This window comes from Streptomyces sp. NPDC050085 (genome assembly GCF_044460595.1).
Taxonomy (GTDB): domain Bacteria; phylum Actinomycetota; class Actinomycetes; order Streptomycetales; family Streptomycetaceae; genus Streptomyces.
The window spans coordinates 67,995-85,689 of record NZ_JBITJZ010000002.1; the positions used below are offsets into that span (position 1 = coordinate 67,995).

The 17,695-nt window shown below is 71.5% G+C and carries 16 protein-coding genes; 5 read left to right on the plus strand and 11 right to left on the minus strand.

Annotation, left to right across the window (positions count from 1 at the left end):
* Positions 1-9: 9 nt before the first annotated feature.
* From ACIBUY_RS08710 to ACIBUY_RS08725, 4 genes are all read right to left on the minus strand, one after another.
* On the minus strand, positions 10-852 hold the full coding sequence (locus ACIBUY_RS08710) for an isoprenyl transferase (RefSeq protein WP_365577271.1): 843 nt from the start codon (positions 850-852) through the stop codon (positions 10-12).
* Positions 853-915: 63 nt separating this feature from the next.
* On the minus strand, positions 916-1,665 hold the full coding sequence (gene recO, locus ACIBUY_RS08715) for a DNA repair protein RecO (protein ID WP_365577273.1): 750 nt from the start codon (positions 1,663-1,665) through the stop codon (positions 916-918).
* A gap of 83 nt (positions 1,666-1,748) precedes the next feature.
* Positions 1,749-2,192: a nuclear transport factor 2 family protein gene (locus ACIBUY_RS08720; RefSeq protein ID WP_399152205.1), complete on the minus strand. Its 444-nt coding sequence runs from the start codon at positions 2,190-2,192 to the stop codon at positions 1,749-1,751.
* Between the two features lie 106 nt (positions 2,193-2,298).
* Positions 2,299-2,514 (minus strand): hypothetical protein, encoded by a 216-nt coding sequence (locus ACIBUY_RS08725; RefSeq protein ID WP_365577277.1) that lies wholly within the window; start codon positions 2,512-2,514, stop codon positions 2,299-2,301.
* Between the two features lie 351 nt (positions 2,515-2,865).
* Between ACIBUY_RS08725 and ACIBUY_RS08730 the strand changes: the two genes are divergently transcribed.
* Positions 2,866-3,708, plus strand: coding sequence for a helix-turn-helix domain-containing protein (locus ACIBUY_RS08730; RefSeq protein ID WP_399152206.1), 843 nt, complete (start codon positions 2,866-2,868; stop codon positions 3,706-3,708).
* A complete protein-coding gene (locus ACIBUY_RS08735) occupies positions 3,690-3,974 on the plus strand; it encodes a DUF397 domain-containing protein (RefSeq protein WP_399152207.1) in 285 nt (94 codons plus the stop codon). Before ACIBUY_RS08730 ends, ACIBUY_RS08735 begins: the two co-directional genes overlap by 19 nt.
* Here the strand turns inward: ACIBUY_RS08735 and ACIBUY_RS08740 are convergent.
* The 3 genes from ACIBUY_RS08740 to ACIBUY_RS08750 form a co-directional block, all read right to left on the minus strand.
* Entirely contained in the window at positions 3,961-4,302 is a 342-nt protein-coding gene (locus ACIBUY_RS08740; RefSeq protein ID WP_399152208.1) for a hypothetical protein, read from the minus strand. The genes ACIBUY_RS08735 and ACIBUY_RS08740 overlap by 14 nt on opposite strands.
* Positions 4,299-5,090: an FHA domain-containing protein gene (locus tag ACIBUY_RS08745; RefSeq protein WP_365577287.1), complete on the minus strand. Its 792-nt coding sequence runs from the start codon at positions 5,088-5,090 to the stop codon at positions 4,299-4,301. The genes ACIBUY_RS08740 and ACIBUY_RS08745 overlap by 4 nt, the downstream gene beginning before the upstream one ends.
* A 130-nt stretch (positions 5,091-5,220) precedes the next feature.
* Positions 5,221-6,348, minus strand: a complete 1,128-nt coding sequence (locus ACIBUY_RS08750; RefSeq protein ID WP_399152209.1) for a PP2C family protein-serine/threonine phosphatase — start codon at positions 6,346-6,348, stop codon at positions 5,221-5,223.
* Positions 6,349-6,585: 237 nt separating this feature from the next.
* On the opposite strand from ACIBUY_RS08750, the gene ACIBUY_RS08755 reads away from it, so the two are divergent.
* Complete coding sequence (locus ACIBUY_RS08755) at positions 6,586-8,646, plus strand: ATP-binding protein (protein ID WP_399152210.1); 2,061 nt, start codon at positions 6,586-6,588, stop codon at positions 8,644-8,646.
* A 22-nt stretch (positions 8,647-8,668) separates the two neighbouring features.
* On the opposite strand, the gene ACIBUY_RS08760 is transcribed toward ACIBUY_RS08755, so the two are convergent.
* The 4 genes from ACIBUY_RS08760 to leuA form a co-directional block, all read right to left on the minus strand.
* Positions 8,669-9,193 (minus strand): isochorismatase family protein, encoded by a 525-nt coding sequence (locus ACIBUY_RS08760; RefSeq protein WP_365577293.1) that lies wholly within the window; start codon positions 9,191-9,193, stop codon positions 8,669-8,671.
* A 9-nt stretch (positions 9,194-9,202) separates the two neighbouring features.
* Positions 9,203-13,270 carry an FxSxx-COOH system tetratricopeptide repeat protein gene (fxsT, locus tag ACIBUY_RS08765; RefSeq protein WP_399152211.1) on the minus strand — a complete coding sequence of 1,356 codons (4,068 nt, stop codon included), beginning with the start codon at positions 13,268-13,270 and terminating at the stop codon, positions 9,203-9,205.
* Between the two features lie 86 nt (positions 13,271-13,356).
* Positions 13,357-14,034 carry a TerB family tellurite resistance protein gene (locus ACIBUY_RS08770; protein ID WP_365577387.1) on the minus strand — a complete coding sequence of 226 codons (678 nt, stop codon included), beginning with the start codon at positions 14,032-14,034 and terminating at the stop codon, positions 13,357-13,359.
* A gap of 208 nt (positions 14,035-14,242) precedes the next feature.
* The gene (gene leuA, locus ACIBUY_RS08775; RefSeq protein ID WP_399152212.1) at positions 14,243-15,964 is read right to left on the minus strand and encodes a 2-isopropylmalate synthase; all 1,722 of its coding nucleotides are present in this window, start codon (positions 15,962-15,964) and stop codon (positions 14,243-14,245) included.
* Between the two features lie 289 nt (positions 15,965-16,253).
* Between leuA and ACIBUY_RS08780 the strand changes: the two genes are divergently transcribed.
* Together ACIBUY_RS08780 and ACIBUY_RS08785 are read left to right on the plus strand one after the other, a co-directional pair.
* A complete protein-coding gene (locus tag ACIBUY_RS08780; RefSeq protein WP_365577299.1) occupies positions 16,254-17,339 on the plus strand; it encodes a M4 family metallopeptidase in 1,086 nt (361 codons plus the stop codon).
* Positions 17,340-17,367: 28 nt separating this feature from the next.
* Positions 17,368-17,634, plus strand: coding sequence for a protealysin inhibitor emfourin (locus ACIBUY_RS08785; protein ID WP_365577301.1), 267 nt, complete (start codon positions 17,368-17,370; stop codon positions 17,632-17,634).
* Positions 17,635-17,695 lie beyond the last annotated feature (61 nt).

The window sequence follows — 17,695 nt, forward strand, 5'->3', positions numbered from 1 at the left end:
TCCCCGCGGTCACTTGACGCTGTCGCCGCCCTCCAGCTGCAGCAGCACCTCGTTGGGCGTCGCCCCGCCGAACCGGCGGTCGCGCGAAGCGTATTCGACGCAGGCGCGCCACAGGTCCCGTCGGTCGAAGTCCGGCCACAACACGTCCTGGAAGACCATCTCGGCGTAAGCGCTCTGCCACAGGAGGTAGTTGGAGGTGCGCTGTTCGCCGCTGGGCCGCAGGAACAGGTCGACGTCCGGCATGTCCGGGTAGTACAGGTACTTCGCGAAGGTCTTCTCGCTGACCTTGGACGGGTCGAGGCGGCCGGCCTTCACGTCCTCGGCGATGGCGAGCGCGGCGTCGGCGATCTCGGCGCGGCCGCCGTAGTTCATGCAGAAGTACAGGGTCAGCTTGTCGTTGTCCTTGGTCTGCTCCTGGGAGATCTCCAGCTCCTTGGCGACCGACTTCCACAGCTTGGGCATGCGGCCCACCCAGCGCACCCGGACGCCGAGGTCGTCGAGCTGGTCGCGGGTCTTGCGGATGAAGTCCCGGTTGAAGTTCATGAGGAAGCGGACCTCGTCGGGCGAGCGCTTCCAGTTCTCGGTGGAGAAGGCGTACAGGGAGATGGCCCCCACACCCATCTCGATGGCGCCCTGGAGGACGTCGAGGACGCGCTCGGCGCCGACCTTGTGGCCCTCGGTGCGGGGCAGCCCGCGCTCCTTGGCCCACCGGCCGTTGCCGTCCATGACGATGGCGACGTGCTCGGGGACGAGCTCGCCCGGGATCTTCGGCGGCCGCGCGCCCGACGGGTGCGGTTCGGGTGCCACGTACTCGCGTCGTGACGACCGGCCGAGAATTCCGCGACGTGCCATGGTGGTGGGCCTCTCCCCTAGCTCAGCAACTTCAGCTGTGTACTGCTTCAGCTTTTCTCTACTTCAGCTTTTCTCTACGTAACGCAGCGAGCGCAGTCCGCGCTCCATGTGCCAGTGCAGGTACGCCGACACGAGCCCGCTGCCCTCCCGGACGAAGCGCGCCTCGCACGCGTCGGCCGTCTCCCAGTCGCCGGTCAGCAGCGCACCGAGCAGGGCGAGGGCCTGCGGTGAGGGTACGACGCTGCCCGCTACCCGGCAGTCGACGCAAACCGAGCCGCCCGCGCCGACCGAGAAGAACCGGTTGGGACCGGGCATTCCGCACTTCGCGCAGTCCCCGAACGTGGGCGCGTACCCGTTCACCGCCAGTGAGCGGAGCAGGAACGCGTCGAGGATGAGGTGCGGCTCGTGCTCGCCGCGGGCCAGCGTCCGCAGGGCGCCCACGAGCAGCAGGTACTGCTGCACGGACGGCTCGCCCTCGTGATCGGTGAAGCGCTCGGCCGTCTCCAGCATGGCGGTGCCCGCGGTGTACCGGGCGTAGTCCGTCACGATCCCGCCACCGTACGCGGCGATGGTCTCGCTCTGCGTGCACAGCGGCAGCCCGCGCCCGATCAGCTCGCTGCCCCGCGCGAAGAACTGCACGTCGACGTGGGAGAACGGCTCGAGCCGCGCCCCGAACTTCGACTTGGTGCGCCGCACCCCACGGGCCACGGCGCGTACGCGGCCGTGACCGCGCGTGAGGAGGGTGATGATGCGGTCGGCTTCCCCGAGCTTCTGGGTGCGCAGCACGACCCCGTCGTCACGGAAGAGACTCATCGCGCTTCACCCGGCTTCATGACCCCATTCTCCCCTACGCGAAGGGGGACGGGGGCGGGCAGGGGCCTCACCGCCCCTGTGCTTCACGCCACGAGCGCCCGCTCCCAGTGCTGCGTGTCGGCGTACTCCCGCATGCTGACGATCCTGCCGTCGCGGACGACAAAGACGCCGCTGTTCTTCTGCCGGTAGGCCCGGCCGGTGAGCCCGGTCGCCCACGAGTCCCACTCGACGAAGACCTGCTCGCCCTCCCCGAAGATGTTGGTGACCCGCAGGCCGACCTCCCGGTCGGGGTCGAGGTGGGCGAAGGCGGTGGCGAGGAACCCGTTGACGACCTGCTCGCGCCCCTCCCAGGTCCCCGAGATCGGCAGCTCGCCCGCGTACCAGCAACTGCCGTTCTCGTCCCAGGAGTTCCAGATGACGTCCTGGTCCCCTGCGGCCAGGGCGTCGAAGTAGCGGCGTACGACGTGCTTGGGGTTCTTGGTGTCCGTGGTGTCCGTGGTGTTCGCGGTGTTCGCAGTGTTCGTCATGGGACGAGTCAAGCCGCGCAGGAGCCCCCGACCAAGAAGCAACCGGCGCGGGCAGCGATCGGGATTCGTGATCGCCGCACGTCCCCCGCCCCCCTCTCAAGGCACCTCAGGGCACCTCGCCGCGGCTTCTCCTGTTCTCGTACGCCGTCGCCGCCCGCAGCCGCTCCGTCGTCGTCGCCTCGCGCACTATCTCGGGCGGGCAGTCCCACTCCCGCCCGCCGCCGAAGGGACGCAGCTGCACGTACGGGCCCTCGTGTCCCATCACCCGGCCCACGCGCCCCGTACTCGTGTCGACTGCGTACGAACCGATCGGCGGCTTCATCGGGTGGCGCTCCTGTCCGGTAGTGCGGTGAGCAGGGCAGCCAGGCGGGCCGCCACGTCAACCGGACAACGCCCCAATTCCACCAATGGACACGGGGCGGTTCGCGCGATTGACCCCAGGTCCAGCCCGAGCGAGGGCAGCACAATTCCCACCCCCGCGAGTGCGGCTCGCAAATTCTCCACGGTTTCCTCGGCTTCCTCCACGCACACCGCGGCGTGCTCCGTTCGTCCCGTCACGTGGCTCCCCTTCCCGATTCGATTTCACGCTTTGCACCTCCACGGTGGCGTTGCGTGTCTAGAGTGGGGAGAGGTCTGTGCACTACAACTGCGGGGCTGGACTGGGGGATTGGCCATGGCCAATGGTTCGAATGGTTCACGGCAGGCGGCCTGGGAGTTCTTCGGGCTCGAACTGAAGCGGTGCCGCGAGGACGCGGGTCTGACGCAAGTGGAGTTGGGCTTACGGGTATTCGTATCCGGCGGCTACATCGGCCAGTTCGAACAGGCAATTCGGAAACCGCAGTTGGACGTCGCCCGCAGGATTGACGACGCGCTGCAAACCGACGGCATTTTCGAGCGGATGTGGCGCAGCCTGATCGATGACCATCGCTATGCGGATTACTTCGCGGAAGTGGTGGAGCTGGAGCGGTTGGCCACGCGGATCTGCCAGTTCGCCCCGACCGTCGTCCCGGGGCTCTTGCAGACGGCCGCGTACGCCGAGGCCGTCACTGTCGCGGCCAACCCCTTCGTCACCGACGCGTACGTCGAGGAGAAGGTGACGGCCCGCCTTGAGCGGGCCCTGATCCTGAAGGACGCTACAAGGCCGGAGTATTGGGCGATCCTGCACGAGAACGTGCTGCGTACCCCGGTCGGCGGCCCCGCCGCCATGGCCGAACAGCTCGACCGTATCGCTGCGATGATGCGGGAGCGCACGGTGTGGCTGACGGTGATCCCGTACGCGGCCGGAGCATGCGCCGCCATGGGGGCGATGCTCCAGCTCATGGAGTTCGACGACGCCCCGCCGGTCGCCTATACAGAGACCTCGTTTTCGGGAACGCTGCTGGACGATCCAGCCGTGGTGAAGCGAGCACAACGCGCATACGATCTCCTCAGGGTCGCCGCGCTGTCGCCGGAGGCGTCCCTGGCCCTGATCGAATCGGCGGCGGAGGACTTCAGACGATGCGCGAGTACGACTTGAGCAACGCCCGCTGGCGCAAGAGCAGTTACAGCAACGGCGAAGGCGGCGAATGCGTCGAGGTCGCGTACGACTTCACCGGCGCCGCCCACTGGCGCAAGTCCACGTACAGCAACGGCGAAGGCGGTAGCTGCGTCGAGGTCGCCGACGGAGTCCCCGGTGTCGTTCCCGTCCGGGACTCCAAGGTCCAGGACGGGCCCGTCGTCGTGATCGGCGCTGCCGCGTGGACGGCATTCGTGGGCGAGGCCTCGGCGTTCAGCCGCCCGTGACCCAACCCGTCAGGTTCGACAGGTGCGTGGCCAGGGCCGAGCCGCCGGAGGCCAGTGCGCCGGCCGAGGTCAGCAGGGCCGTCAGGCGGGACAGGCGGGTGGGGAGGTCGGCGCTGTGGCCTGCCGCCAACTGGTCGTCGATCACCGCCAGTTCGTGATGCGCGGTGTGTGCCACGTAGGGCGGTAGCTGGACTCGGGTCAACTCCTCTACCAGGAGGCGGAGTTCGGCTCGTGGGTCGAGTGCGGCGGGGTCGGTGTTGTTGTACTGGTTGCCGCCGACCATCGAGATGGTGTGGGCACGCTGGTTGCGTACGTGGAATTCGGTCATGACGCGATCCCTCCCGGCGGCGGGCACAGGCCGCCGATGGTTGATTCGAGGCGGCGGCGCCGGGACGCCGCGATGAGGTGGAGCACGATCCCGGCGATCGTGAGCGAGTGGGCGGCGACGATGACGAAGCCGCCGATGACGATGACCGGCAGGCCCTGCCACTCGGGGACCATGAGCTTGTTCACGACCTCCTGGTAGGTCACCGGCAGGTGCTGCGCCTTCAGGAGTTCCGTGACGTTGCGTGCGAACGGGATCGCCATCGCCACCCCTGCCAGGTGCAGGAGGAGGGAGAGGAGCAGCAGCCAGCGGGCCCTCGTACGCGTGGACAGGACGTCCCGCAGGAGGCCGTCGCGTTCGTGGCGGATCTGCTGGACGTACTGGTTGTACTGGTTGCCGCCGATGTTGTTGAGCTGGTCGCGGGCGCTCTGGTCGCGGGCCGCGAAGTTCACGGAGGGCAGGGCCGTGACGGTCTGGAGGGAGGCGTTGCGGGCCGCCGCGTTCTCTTCGTAGCAGACCTGTACGTTGCCGAACTGGATCACGTCGCGGTGGCTGAGGGGGCGGGACGTGGTGACCGGGGCCCCGTTGACGCGCGTGCCGTTGCGGGAGCGGAGGTCCTCGATCTCGTGGTGGCCGTTCACCGACTGGATGACGGCGTGGGTGCCGCTGACGCAGGGGTCGTCGAGGCGCAGGTCGCACGTCGCGGTGCGGCCGATCACGAGCGGCGTCGCGCCGAGGGTGACGACGGCGCCCTGCAGGGGTGCGGGGCTGAGGACTGTCAGCGTGCTCATGGCGGTGCCTCCTCGACGGCACGGGCGGCCCATTTGCGCCCATGACGCTTCGGCGTCCCCCGCGGTTTCGGGAGTTGGACGCCGGGCGGAGGCTTGTCTGCCGCCGGGGCCGAACGGTGACGAAGTGCCGTCAGGCTCGGCGCAGTTGGTCTCCTTGTGCCGCGCCGGGGAGCGCCGGGCCCGGCCCCTGGGACACGGACCGCTCGCACAGGACCAGCGCCACGTCGTCCCGGATCGGCGCGCCGGTGTGCTCGGTGAGCGCCTCGTACAGGGCGTCGAGCGCATCGCCGAGGAACAGCCCGCCCAGTGCGTCGCCGCCGCGCTGGAGCAGCGGGAAGTCGACGCCGGACGCGTCCCTGGCCTCGGTCAGACCGTCCGTGTAGAAGAGGACCCGGTCGCCCTGCTGGAGCCAGTAGCGGCGCTGCCCGGGGCACGCCCCGAGGCCCAACGGGCGTGCGGGCTGGACCGGTTCGAGGAGTTCGGGCCGTCCCGAGCCGAGGCGCAGCGGCGGCGGGTGGCCGCAGTTGACGAGCCGGAGCTCGCCGGGGGCGAACTCGGCGAAGAGCCCGGTGACGAAGTCCTCGGGGCCGAGGTCGAGGGCGATCCGGGCGTCGAGCTGCTCGGCGAGGTCCGTGAGGTGCGGGGTGACGTAGGCGAGGTCGCGGAAGCCGCCGGCCACGGCCGCCGTCGTCCGGACGACGTCCAGGCCGTGGCCGCGTACGTCACCGATGAACACCCGTAGCCCATAAGGGGTTTCGGCGATGTCGTAGACGTCGCCGCCCACCGTCTCGGGGGCCGTGGGGCAGTGGTGACGGGTCGACACGTCGACGTCGCCGACCCGCACGGAGACCGGGCGCAGCAGCGCGCCCTGCGCCACCCGGGCGATCTCGGTGACCCGGGCGAGGGCGGCCGCGCGGGCCGCCGTCCGGTGGGCCACCTGGATCGCGGTGCAGCTGCCGGCGAGCAGCACGAGGTACTCGACGCCGAGCGGCGGGCTCGCCACGTGGCGCCGGACCGCTCCGGCCGCCACCGCCAGGGCCACGCTCCACACCACCGCGACGACCGTGGCGCGCACGCCGAGCCACGCGCAGGCGAGGACGGGGCCGATGAGCAGCACGGCGACGGCGGGGCGCCAGGCGTCCGTGAGCGCGGCCAGCGCGGTGCACAGGCACAGGACGGCACAGAGTGCGCCGGTGGCGTGCGGGGGGCCTGACCCGCTGTCCTGTCGCCGCCGTCGGCGATCCACCTGTACGGCCATGCCGGGCCTCCCGTCCTGTGCGCCCCGCCATGGTGAGCCGCCCACTATGGCCCCAACGGCCCTGGTGGCACATGCCATTGACCGCCTCGGCCCGGTACTGACCGCAAGTGATCTCGCACGGACTGCTTGCGTCCGGATCGGCGGGGTGAGCCCGGCGCACTCGTTCACCTCGCGCCATCGTCTGAGGTGACGCGCGTACAGGAGCAGACTGACGTCCTGCTTCGGAGAGGTGGGGCCGTGGACAGTCTTCCTGTCGAGACGACCAGGTTCATCGGGCGGACATCCGAATTGGCGTACCTGGAACGGGAGTTGACCGAGCAGCGACTGCTGACCCTGACCGGGGTGGGCGGGGTCGGCAAGACCCGGCTCGCACGGCGTGCCGGGGCCGGGGTCCGCGCCGCGTTCCCGGACGGGGTGTGGCTGGCCGGGCTCTCCCCGCTCAGGGACGCGGACGCGCTGCCGCTCGCCGTGTACGAGGCGCTGCGCCTGGCCGACCGGTCGCACCGGCCCGCCGTCGACATGGTGGCGGAGTGGCTGGCCGACAAGCGGCTGCTGCTGATCCTGGACTGCTGCGAGCATCTCGCCGACGGCTGCGCCGACTTCGCGCGGCTGCTGCTGGCCGCGGCACCCGGGCTGCACATCCTGGCCACCAGCCGCTGCCCGCTGCGGGTGCCCGGCGAGCACGTGGTCACCGTGGCACCGCTGCCCGTGTCCACGGCGGGCGGCCCCGCGGACGCGGTGGTGCTGTTCCGGGACCGTGCCGCCTCGGCCGTGCCCCGTACCGTGCTCGCGGAGTCGGACAGCGCGGCGATCGCCGAGATCTGCGCCCACCTGGACGGCATCCCCCTGGCCATCGAACTGGCCGCCGCCCGGCTGCCGGAGCTGCCCCTCGACCACCTGCGCAGGCTCCTGCACACCCGCTTCGAGCCGCTCACCGCGCAGGGCGGCGAGGGCCACGAGCCGCGGCACCGCACGCTGCGTACGACGATCGGCTGGAGCCACGAGCTGTGCACCCCGCTGGAGCGGCTGCTGTGGGCGCGCCTGTCGGTGTTCGCCGGCGGCTTCGACGAGGAGGCGGTCGCCGCGGTGTGCTCCGGCGGTCCGCTCGGCGGCGACCGGGCGGCGGGCCTGCTCGCCTCACTCGCGGACAAGTCGGTGCTGCAGCGGCAGAAGACGGCCACCGGCGTCCGGTACGCGATGCTGGACACCGTGCGCGAGTTCGGCAAGGAGTGGCTGCGCGGGCTCGACGAGGAGCAGTCGCTGGCGCACCGGCACCGGGACCACTACCGCCGCCTCGCCCGCACCGCGCACCGCGAGTGGCCCGGTCCCCGGCAGATCGGCTGGTACCACCGCCTCACCTCGGACTACGCCAACCTGCGTTCAGCGCTGGAGAGTTGGTTGACAGACCCGGACCCACTGCCCGCGCTGGAGATGGCGGGCAACCTGTGGCCCCTGTGGTTCTGCCACGGCTTCCAGCGCGAAGGCCGCCACTACCTGGAGCGGGCCTTCGCCAGGACCTCGGACCGCGATCACAGCCCGGAGCGGTTCTGGGCGCTGTGGGCCTGCGGTCTCGTGGCCGTCGCCCAGGGCGACCGGGCGGCCGTCACCGCGCTGGACAGCGCCTGCCGGGCCGTCGCGGACGCGCTCGGCGACCCGGCGACGGCGGAGGCCTCCGCCTCGCTCACGGGAGCGGGGCTCGCCACGAGCGCCCGGCCCGGCGACGCGGTCGCGCTGCTCGAACCGGCGATGCGGTCACCGGGCTTCGGGGGCGACTCCCCGATCGCCCGGTACATGGCCCTGTGCAGCGTGACGGTCGCCCACCTCAATCTGGGCCGGTTCGCCGAACTCGCCGTGACGGCCGACATCCTGCGCGAGGCGTGCGAGCGGACCGGGGAGCAGTGGTGCCGCGCCTACGCCCTGTACTGCCTGGCGAACGCGGCCCTGGGCACCGGCGACCCGGTGGCGGCCCTGCGGCACGGCAGCGAGGCCCTGCGCATCAAGTGGCTGCTGCACGACACCCTCGGGGCCGCGATGATCCTCGAGACGCTGTCCGCGGCCCTGATGGCGACCGACCCGGAGCGGGCCCCCTGGCTGCTGGGCATCGCCGACAGCCTCTGGGCCTCGTTCGGCCGCCCGCAGTCGGGGATGCCGGGCCTCGCCGCGGTCCGCCGGGGCCGCGAGCGCCGCCTGCGCGACACCCTCGGGGCCGCGGCGTACGCCGCCGCGCACCGCAAGGGCCTGGAGACCGGCATCGACGACGGGATCGCCGAGGTCCTGCGTCTCGACCACCACCGGTAACCCGGCTGCGGCACCCATCGGTTCACTCCTCGCGTACGCCCAACTCCACCATCTCGGCGCCCAGCACCCGCACCCTGCGGTCCGGGAAGTCGATGTGGCGGTAGATCTCGTTGTGGTGGGCGATGGCCCGGTCCGGCGGGACGAAGTCCGTCCGGGCCGGGCGGACCGACGTGGTGTGTCCGTCGGCGACGAGGACGAGGTCGTAGCCGCGGCTGAGTGCCTGGCGGGCCGTGGTCTCGACGCAGTTCTCCGTGGCGAAGCCGGTGACGAGGAGCTCCGTGATGCCGCGCGTGCGCAGCTCCTCGTCGAGCGAGGTGCGCAGGAAGGCATCCGCCGTGGTCTTGGTGATGACCAACTCGCCGTCCAGCGGGGCGACTTCGGGCAGGACGGGCCCGCAGCCCCGCTGCCGCACCGTGATCACCGGCACGCCCGCTCCCCGCGCCCGGGCACTCAGCTCCGCGATCGCGCGGAGCGTACGGTCGGCGCGGTGCATGATCGGGGCCATGTCCTGCTGCATGTCGATGACGAGGAGAGCGGAAGTGATCACCGGCCCAACCTAGGGCCTGCCAGGGGGATTCGACAGGGGGCGCCGGGCACGGAGCCGGAGCGCGCGACGCAGCCGGACCCAGTGTCCCGTGGCCAGGCACAGGAGCGGGTAGCGCCAGCGGGCGATCGCGACGACCTGCGGGCTGTCCGGGCCCAACAGGCGCGTTCCGTCCCGGATCACGGCGTCGTAGGCGGCGACGGAGCGGTGCGGGTGCAGGGCCCAGAGCAGGGCGTAGGCGACCCGGCCGCGCGCGTGCCAGGCCAGGACGTGGTCCGGGCCGTGGACGCGGGCCGCGTCGGCGGCCCCTGCCTCGTACTGGGCGAGGGCGGCACGGACCCGGCCGGTCCTGCGGTCGGTGGCGGCGACGACCCGGCGGGCTTCCAGGGTCCAGGGGTGGTCGCGTCCGTACAGCCGCTCGTAGTCGGCGGCGCGGGCCCGGGCGACGGCCGCTGCCTTGCGCCAGCGCCCCGTGCGGCGCAGGGCGAAGGACCACCAGTCTCGCTGCACCAGGGTCACGATGTGGTCCGGGCCGAAGTGAGCCGTCAGGTCCTCCAGGAGGCGCCGCTGCACGGTCGCGTTGCCCCAGGCCCGTCCGACGGAGAGATAGGCGGCGCCCAACTGGCGTCGCGCGCCGACGGAGTCCCCGCTCCAGGGTCCTGATCTCGCCTCGTACGCACGCAGCACCCGCTTCCGGATCCGCAGGGCCTTGAGGCGCCGCTGCACCGAGCGAAGGTCGTCGGCCACGTCGTCGAGACTGCTGATCGTGTACGGATGGTCGGGCCCCAGTTGGCGCACGTAGTCCGCGTACAGCCCCCGGGTCAGACGGCGGGACGCACGCCGGAGACCGACGAAGGACAGAACCACTGCGTACTCCGCGCGCGCGGCCAGAGTCACCAGGCTGTCGGCGCCGTACACGCGCTCGGTGTCCGCGACGGCCTCGCGCAGCACCGCGTACTGCTCCCGGCGCCGGTCCGCCTTGCCGTAGGCGGACGCCAGCCAGCGCCTGGCCAGGGTCGTGGCCGGGTGGTCCGCACCGCGGATGCGCGCCATGTCGTCCACGACCCTGCGGTGCTGGGCGAGCGCCTCGTCGTGCCGGGCGCACACGGTGAGCGCGTCGGCCAAGTCGCTGCGGGCGTACACGACTTGCACGTGCTCGCCGCCGTAGACCCGGGTGTACTCGGCCAGGTTCGTCTCGCGCAGCTCGCGGGCCTGCTCGAACTCGCCCAGACCGGTCAGCACCCCGGCGAGCCGCGAGCGCGCGGCGAACGTCCGCGGGTGACCGGCGCCGAGGGTCAGCGCGGTGTCCCGCACCGTCTCCCTCAGCAGGGCGAGACTCTCCCGGTACTCCGCGGCCTCGGTCAGGGCGTCGGCGAGGGCGAGGCGCACGTCGAACGTCCGCGGATGAGTGCGGCCGTGGACGCGCTCGTGGTCGGCCAGGAACTCGCGGGCCAGCGCGATCCCCTCCGCGATCCGGCCGTGGCGCGTACACAGGTGGATGTGGAACCGGCGGACGCCGAACGTGCTCGGATGGTCGCCGCCCAGCAACCGCTCGTAGTCCGCGATCAGTTCGGCCTGTGCGGTGTACGCCTCGGCGTGCCGTCGCGACTCGTCCAGGGACCACACCAGGCGGGCGCGGGCGCCGAGCACCCGCGGATGATCCGGACCGTGCAGGGCGATCCGGTCGTCCACCACGCGCCGGAACAGCGCCACGGCCTGCTCGTCGCGGTCGACCGTCTGCAGACAGGTGGCGAGGGTGTCCCGGACCTCGACGGTCTCCGCGGCCTGCGGGCCGAGCACCCGCTCGGCATCCGCGAGCGCCCGCTCTGCGGCGGCGAGGCCCTCGTCCTGCAGCCCGGCGTCCATGCACTGCAGGGCCAGGTCGCTGCGGGTGCTGATCGTCTCGACCGCATCGGGGCCGTAGGCGGCCTCGCACTCCTCGAGATGGCGCCGCAACAGCGCTGCGCCCTCGCTGTCCTGGCCGACCGACCCGTAGGCCTCCGCGAGCCCCCGCAGGGAGCCGGGGCCCGAGGCCGCGGGCGCCGACCGGGTGTCCTGCGACCACTCGGTGCGCATGCGGTCCACGATCGAGGCCGCTTCGCCGAGCCGGCCCGCGGACGCGTACGCGTCAGCCAGGCCCCGCAGCGCGGCACGGGCCCGCTGGTGGTCCGCGCCGTGGATGCGGCGCTCGTCCCGCTCCAGCGCCTCGTACATCGGCACCGACTGCTCGTAGCGCCCCGCGGCCTGGTACGAACCGGCAAGGTCCCGGCGGGCGTTGAGGGTGTGGTCGTGATCGGGACCCTGGCTCCGCTCCACGATCCCGAGGAGTCTGCCCCGCTCCTCCAGGGCCTTCTGGCTGGCGCCCACCCACGCGTGCATGTCCCCCTCGAACTCCAGGGCAAGGGTGAAGCCGGCGCTCTCCTCGGCCAGCAGCCGTTCGCACGCGCTCCTGGTCGCGACGGCCCATTCGACCGCACGCCCCAACGCCCCGACCTCCGCGAGGTGTTCGAACCCGGCCCAGTACCGCAGATCGACCAGGGCCTCCTGCTCCTCCTCCCCGTACGCCACCAGGTCCTCCCCCACGGCGTTCCACAACGCATCGATCTGGTCGACCAGTTGGCCGCCGAGCGCGCGCCGCTCCCAGGCCTGCCCGGACGGGACCAGCACCTGTGCCAAGTGCCGCGTCACGGCCCGCACCACCGGCCGGATGTTCTCCCCCGCCCGCTCCCGCACCACCCGCTGCACCAGGCGGTGCACCGCCACGGCGTCCGCCCCCGCGTCGGTGACCAGCGAGGCCTGGGTCAGCGCGCCGAGCGCCGCCTCCGCCACCGCGGCGTCCTCGACCCCGGCCTGCCGCACCACTCCGTACAGCACGTCGCGGGGCACACCGGCCGGCGACAGCACGGACAGCGCCTCCAGGAGCGTGCGGACGGCCGCGCCTCCCTCCCCCGCGCGATCCGCGTGATCCGCCTGCCCCGCCTGTTCCGCCTGCTCCACGGAGAGGAGCACGGCCTCGGCGACCCGGTGGGGGTAGCGCTCCCCCGGCACCCGTTCCAGGACCTCCCCGAGCGGATAGGTCCGCAGCCGCTCCAGATAGCCCCGGTATCCGATCCCGCGCATCCTGATGACCTGCGCGGCCTGGGCGAGCCCGAGCGGCAACCGGCCCAGTTCCTCGGCCACTTCGAGCGCGGCCGCGTCGGTCTCCGCGGACGGGGGCACGCCCGTGCGCCTGCGCAGGAAGTCCAGGGACTCCTCCCGCGTGAACACCGTGACGTCGACGCGCGCACCGGCCCCGGCCAGGTTCTCGAAGGACTGCGCCGTGGCCGTGACGACCACCTGGGCGCGTCCGCGGCCGGGCGCCGGGAGCCAGCGCAGCACCTCGTCCGGGTCCGTCGCGTTGTCCAGGACGAGCAGACACGGATCGGGGTTCCGCCCGATCCAGGTGAGGGCCGCGCGGGCGGCCGTCGCCGTGTCGTCGCCCGGTTCGCGCACCCCCAACCGGTCGGCGAGGTCGGCGAGTCCGGAGGTGAGCTGGCCGCCGCTCTCCGCGGTGATCCAGGCCACGACCGGCCAGCCCTCCGCGATCCGGCGCCGGGCGTAGGCGGCCGCGAGCTGGGTCTTGCCGACGCCCCGCGCGCCGGTCACGGCGTGCACGACCGTGAACCCGTGTTCCTCACCGGCGGCGGCGAGCGCGGCGAGCAGGTCCTCGCGGGGCTGGAAGCCGACGGGTTCGTGCGGGAGGTCGCCCCGGTAGACGGGGGCCCGGGGCGGGGTGTCCGCGGCGCCGGGGCCGCCGTGCACCGTCACCGTCGCGTTCGGCAGTTCGAGGCGCACACCGGGCTGCCCGGGTGCTGCCGGACCGCCCTCGGCCGTCGGCGCCACCGCTCGGGGTGCCCACCAGGCGCCCCACGCCCCGCCGACCGTCGCGGCGACGGTGGCGGCCGCGACGCCGACCGCGATGCGCCCCTCGTCGGAGGTGGGCAGCAGCGGCACGTCGGTCGCGTAGAAGAGCAGGAAGACACCGGCGAACGCCACGACGTTCAGCCCCACCACCAGCGCCCAGCGCATGCCGTGCCTCACGCGCTCCCCCTCGTCCGTCCGCAGCTACCCGGAGAGACGATTGTGCCCCGCAAGAACGGCGGCAACTGCGGTCTGCACCAAGGGAGTTACGACGGTGTGCGCGATGCCGCCACCAGCAGCCGGCCGACCTCGTCCGTGCACATGGTCAGCGCGGCCCCGACCGTCCCGAGGACCTCCCGCTCCCCCGCCGAGTACGGCCCGTCGGCCAGGGCGATGCGGGCGCCCTGCAGCAGGATCGACTCCCGTCCGGCGGGGGCGAGGTGCGGGGCGAGCGGGTCGAGGGCCTCGTGCAGTTCGATGGCGAGGCCCGCGCCGGGCCCGCAGTGCTCCGGCATCCGCCCGGCGTCGGTCATCAACGCCTCGACGAGCGCGGCCAGTTGGACCTCGGTGCAGTCCTCGAACCCGGCTCCGCGCAGCGTGCCCACCGCGCACTCCAGGGACGTACGGGACGGTGATCCGCCCACGGAGAGCACCGCGAGCACCACGGTGTGGACGGCGTCGCGCAGCATGCCGGAGAAGCGGTGCGTGGTCGGGTGGTCGAGGGCGTCCATGCCGAACCGGCCTTCGCAGGCGGCGCATTGGACGACGGGCCCGGTCTCGCCGCGCGGCACCACGGGCACGCCGAGGAGCAGGAAGCGGCGCCGGCCCGTGCGGCGCTGGTAGTTGCGGTCACCACCGCAGCCGGGGCAGAAGAACTCCCCGTCGCCCACGGTGGTCCATGTGGTGTGCACGCCGAGAATCCTCGAGATCCCGGTTTGCCGCATACGTCCCCAGATCGGCAGCACGTCGCACACCTCCCTTAACGGCGCCGCAACATCGCGGCGTTGGCGTGATGTTAGCCACATTGTTGATGCGACGTCAGTACCTTGGTCACGCCGAGGTCACGGAGATCACCGGCTCTGGCCGAGAAACGACGTGGCCCCGCACACCCTCGAAAGGTGTACGGGGCCACGAACTCCCAGCTCAACTGCCTCAGCGGGTGGCGCGGTTGACCGCAGACACAACCGCCTTGAGCGACGCACGTGTCGTATTAGCGTCGATGCCGATTCCCCACAGAACCTTGTCCCCGATGGCGACCTCGATGTACGAGGCGGCGACGGCGGACGCGCCCTCGCTCATCGTGTGCTCCTGGTAGTCCAGCAGGCGGGCGTCGATGTCGATGGCGCCCAGCGCGTGGAAGAACGCGGAGATCGGACCGTTGCCGGAGCCCACCAGGACGTGCTCGGTGCCGTCGACCTCGGCCTCGACGGTCAGCGTGTCCACGCCGTCGGTGTCGGTGGTCGTCTGGCCGGTCTTGACCTGGATGCGGCCCCACGGGTTGGTGGGGTTCGGCAGGTACTCGTCCTGGAAGACGTTCCAGATGTCCTTCGGCGTGACCTCGCCGCCCTCGGCGTCCGTCTTGGCCTGGATGACCTTGGAGAACTCGACCTGCATGCGGCGCGGCAGGTCCAGGCTGTGGTCGTTCTTCAGGACGTAGGCGATACCGCCCTTGCCGGACTGCGAGTTGACCCGGATGACGGCCTCGTAGGAGCGGCCGACGTCCTTCGGGTCGATCGGCAGGTACGGGACGGCCCACTCGATGTCGTCCACGGTGACGCCCTTGGCGGCCGCGTCGGCCTCCATGGCGTCGAAGCCCTTCTTGATGGCGTCCTGGTGGGAGCCGGAGAAGGACGTGTAGACCAGGTCGCCCACGTACGGGTGGCGCGGGTGGACCTCCATCTGGTTGCAGTACTCCCACGTACGACGGATCTCGTCGATGTCGGAGAAGTCGATCTGCGGGTCGACGCCCTGGGAGAACAGGTTCATGCCCAGGGTGACCAGGTCGACGTTGCCGGTGCGCTCGCCCTGGCCGAACAGGCAGCCCTCGACGCGGTCGCCGCCGGCCATGACCGCCAGTTCGGCGGCGGCGACGGCGGTGCCGCGGTCGTTGTGCGGGTGGATCGACAGGCAGACGTGCTCGCGGCGCGACAGGTTGCGGCTCATCCACTCGAAGCGGTCCGCGTGCGTGGACGGCGTCGAACGCTCCACCGTGGCGGGCAGGTTGAGGATGATCTCGCGGTCCGGGCCCGGCTGCCAGACGTCCATGACCGCCTCGCAGACCTCGAGCGCGAAGTCCAGCTCGGTGTCCGTGAAGATCTCGGGGCTGTACTGGTAGCCGAAGGTGGTCTCCGGGCCCAGCAGCTTCTCCGCGTACTCCATCACCAGGCGGGTGCCGTCGACGGCGATCTGCTTGATGTCGTCCTTGGAGCCGCGGAAGACGACGCGGCGGAAGACCGGGGCCGTCGCGTTGTACAGGTGGAGCGTGGCGCGCTTGGCGCCGATCAGGGACTCCACGGTCCGCGCGATCAGGTCCTCGCGGGCCTGGGTCAGTACGGAGATCGTGACGTCGTCCGGGATCGCGCCCGGCTCCTCGATGATCGAGCGGACGAAGTCGAAGTCGGTCTGCCCGGAGGCCGGGAAGCCGACCTCGATCTCCTTGTAGCCCATCTTGACCAGCTGGTCGAACATGCGGCGCTTGCGCTCGGGCGACATCGGGTCGATCAGCGCCTGGTTGCCGTCGCGCAGGTCGGTGGAGAGCCAGCGGGGCGCGACCGTGATCCGCTGGTCGGGCCACGTGCGGTCGGGGATGTCCACCTGCTCGTACTGGCCGTACTTGTGCGTCGGCATCGCGGTGGGGCGCTGGAAGTTCGGCATGATGCGTGGGGCTCCTCAGAGGTGGCCGGTAAGGCGGCCGACGGCGCAACGCCAAACTCCGCGGGGAGGGGGTCGGCCTCGACTACAGGCCCTCGCCGCGGCAGCTAAGGAGAAGCAGCCCGAAACGCATGATGCATCGCACCTTAGCCGAGTCGCGCCGGAACAGGAGGGCCGTATCAGTATGCGGGACCGCGCTCGAGTATCGGTCAAGAGGTGATCAATGCCTCTATTTCAGCAATCATGGTTGCAGGTAGTGACAGCGGCATGACCCAGTGCCACATTGCCACGCATGACCGCCAACCTCACGGGACACCCGGAAGGGTTCGAGCCCGTCTTCTGCACCATCGTGCCGCCCCACGTCCAGGACCAGGTCGCCCGGTCCGGGAACACCGCCGCCGCCGCGGCAGCCCGCAAGAGCCTCGAGCGCGACGCCTTCGAGCGCACCCACCGCCGCATGACGACCGTCCTCGGCGCCCCGTCCCTGGCCGCGGCCCCCGAGTCCGGCGCGAAGAAGCCCCGCCGCACCATCTACGACGCCCGGCACGGCACGGACCTGCCGGGGCGCAAGGTCCGCGGCGAGAACGACAAGCCCGGCAAGGACGCGACCGTCAACCGCGCCTACGCCGGTCTGGGCGCGACCTTCCAGCTGTACCTGGAGAAGTTCTCCCGCTACTCGATCGACGGCAACGGTCTGCCGCTGAACGCGACGGTGCACTACTCCCAGGACTACAACAACGCCTTCTGGAACGGCGAGCAGATGGTGTTCGGCGACGGTGACGGCGAGATCTTCCTCGACTTCACCATCCCCGTCGACGTCATCGGCCACGAGCTGACCCACGGCGTCACGCAGTACACGGCGAACCTGACGTACTTCGGCCAGCCAGGCGCCCTGAACGAGTCGATGTCCGACGTCTTCGGCTCGCTGATCAAGCAGTACACGCTCGGCCAGACCGCCGCCGAAGCCGACTGGCTGATCGGCGCGGGCCTGCTCGCACCGAACGTCCAGGGCGTCGCCCTGCGCTCGATGAAGGCGCCCGGCACGGCGTACGACGACGACGTGCTCGGCAAGGACCCGCAGCCCGCCGACATGGACCACTTCGTGACCACCGGCCGGGACAACGGCGGCGTGCACATCAACTCCGGCATCCCCAACCACGCGTTCTACATCCTCGCCGAGTCGCTCGGCGGGCACGCGTGGGAGCGGGCCGGGCAGATCTGGTACGACACCCTCACCGGCGGCAAGCTGCAGGAGAAGGCCCTGTTCAAGGACTTCGCGAAGCTCACGGTCGAGGCCGCGCAGGCACGGTACGGCGGCGGCGAGGAGTACCAGTCGGTCCTGAAGGCCTGGGAACAGGTCGGCGTACCCACGCACTGAGCGTCCCCCCGGGTGTAGACAGGAACTCATGCGTATCCACGTCACGCGCACGGGCGGATTCGCCGGCATCGACCGGCACGCCGAGGTCGACACGGCGGGGCGCACCGACGCCCTCGAGTGGCACGCCCTGGCCGAGAAGGCGCTGGCCGACGGCCGGGGCACGCCGCCCATAGGAGTGCCGGACGGCTTCAGCTACACCATCACCGTGGACGGGCGGACCGTGTACTGCGCGGACCCCCGGATCACCGAGGAACAGCGCAAGCTGATCACGCGCGTATTGAAGGAAGGGGCCTGATGGAAGGGGCGTAACTCCAGGTGGGCGCAAGGGCGTTGACTTCCGTACTCGCCAGTACGGA